At 56.1% G+C, this 2,294-nt stretch carries 2 rRNA genes; both read left to right on the top strand.

From position 1 onward, the window contains the following. Nucleotides 1-3 precede the first annotated feature (3 nt). A 16S ribosomal RNA gene (locus LL239_RS17405) occupies nucleotides 4-1,525 on the top strand. 419 nt (nucleotides 1,526-1,944) lie between these two features. Beyond that, nucleotides 1,945-2,294: ribosomal RNA gene (locus LL239_RS17400) — 23S ribosomal RNA — on the top strand; the annotation flags it as partial.

Below are 2,294 nucleotides of genomic sequence, written 5' to 3'. Positions count from 1 at the left end.
TTTTTTACGGAGAGTTTGATCCTGGCTCAGGATGAACGCTGGCGGCGTGCTTAACACATGCAAGTCGAACGGTGAAGCCAAGCTTGCTTGGTGGATCAGTGGCGAACGGGTGAGTAACACGTGAGCAACCTGCCCTGGACTCTGGGATAAGCGCTGGAAACGGCGTCTAATACTGGATATGAGCCTCTATCGCATGGTGGGGGTTGGAAAGATTTTTCGGTCTGGGATGGGCTCGCGGCCTATCAGCTTGTTGGTGAGGTAATGGCTCACCAAGGCGTCGACGGGTAGCCGGCCTGAGAGGGTGACCGGCCACACTGGGACTGAGACACGGCCCAGACTCCTACGGGAGGCAGCAGTGGGGAATATTGCACAATGGGCGGAAGCCTGATGCAGCAACGCCGCGTGAGGGATGACGGCCTTCGGGTTGTAAACCTCTTTTAGCAGGGAAGAAGCGAGAGTGACGGTACCTGCAGAAAAAGCGCCGGCTAACTACGTGCCAGCAGCCGCGGTAATACGTAGGGCGCAAGCGTTATCCGGAATTATTGGGCGTAAAGAGCTCGTAGGCGGTTTGTCGCGTCTGCTGTGAAATCCCGAGGCTCAACCTCGGGCCTGCAGTGGGTACGGGCAGACTAGAGTGCGGTAGGGGAGATTGGAATTCCTGGTGTAGCGGTGGAATGCGCAGATATCAGGAGGAACACCGATGGCGAAGGCAGATCTCTGGGCCGTAACTGACGCTGAGGAGCGAAAGGGTGGGGAGCAAACAGGCTTAGATACCCTGGTAGTCCACCCCGTAAACGTTGGGAACTAGTTGTGGGGACCATTCCACGGTTTCCGTGACGCAGCTAACGCATTAAGTTCCCCGCCTGGGGAGTACGGCCGCAAGGCTAAAACTCAAAGGAATTGACGGGGACCCGCACAAGCGGCGGAGCATGCGGATTAATTCGATGCAACGCGAAGAACCTTACCAAGGCTTGACATACACCAGAACACCGTAGAAATACGGGACTCTTTGGACACTGGTGAACAGGTGGTGCATGGTTGTCGTCAGCTCGTGTCGTGAGATGTTGGGTTAAGTCCCGCAACGAGCGCAACCCTCGTTCTATGTTGCCAGCACGTAATGGTGGGAACTCATGGGATACTGCCGGGGTCAACTCGGAGGAAGGTGGGGATGACGTCAAATCATCATGCCCCTTATGTCTTGGGCTTCACGCATGCTACAATGGCCGGTACAAAGGGCTGCAATACCGTGAGGTGGAGCGAATCCCAAAAAGCCGGTCCCAGTTCGGATTGAGGTCTGCAACTCGACCTCATGAAGTCGGAGTCGCTAGTAATCGCAGATCAGCAACGCTGCGGTGAATACGTTCCCGGGTCTTGTACACACCGCCCGTCAAGTCATGAAAGTCGGTAACACCTGAAGCCGGTGGCCCAACCCTTGTGGAGGGAGCCGTCGAAGGTGGGATCGGTAATTAGGACTAAGTCGTAACAAGGTAGCCGTACCGGAAGGTGCGGCTGGATCACCTCCTTTCTAAGGAGCATCTGGCAGTCATGGCCTTCGGGTTGTGGGTGTCCAGGCGCCAGGTCAGCACCGAATGTGTGCTGCTGGTTAGCTCATGGGTGGAACATTTGACGAGGCTCCGTTTGGTTGGGGTTTCTGCTGAGTACGTCGCTTCGGTGATGGGAAAGGTGGGGGCTTTGGTTGGCGGGGCGTGCACGCTGTTGGGTCCTGAGGGGCCGGGCGCTGATCGTGGGTCTTCGGGCTTGTGGTTGGTGGCTGTTCCTCGTGGGCCTTCTCCTGCGCCGGTGTTCCGGTGGTGGGGGTGGGTACCGCCCGTACTTTGAGAACTACACAGTGGACGCGAGCATCTTCCATGCAACCTTCGGGTTGTGTGGTGTAGATGATCTTAAAGATCATTAGTCAATTTTTTGACGATTCAACTCATGTGATTTCAAGTCTTTAAGAGCAAACGGTGGATGCCTTGGCATCTGGAGCCGAAGAAGGACGTAGCAATCTGCGATAAGCCTCGGGGAACTGATAAGCGAGTTTTGATCCGAGGGTGTCCGAATGGGGAAACCCCGCCAGGGCGCGTGCGTACCTGGTGACTCCCGCCTGAATATATAGGGCGGGTAGAGGGAACGTGGGGAAGTGAAACATCTCAGTACCCACAGGAAGAGAAAGCAACAGCGATTCCGTGAGTAGTGGCGAGCGAAACCGGAAGAGGCTAAACCTAGCGTGTGTGATAGCCGGCAGGCGTTGCATGTTGGGGGTTGTGGGACTTTTCTGATTGTTCTGCCGA

The sequence above is a fragment of the Microbacterium testaceum genome (assembly GCF_020781835.1).
GTDB classification, from domain to species: Bacteria; Actinomycetota; Actinomycetes; order Actinomycetales; family Microbacteriaceae; genus Microbacterium; species Microbacterium testaceum_H.
This window is presented reverse-complemented; position numbering and strand designations above follow the sequence as displayed.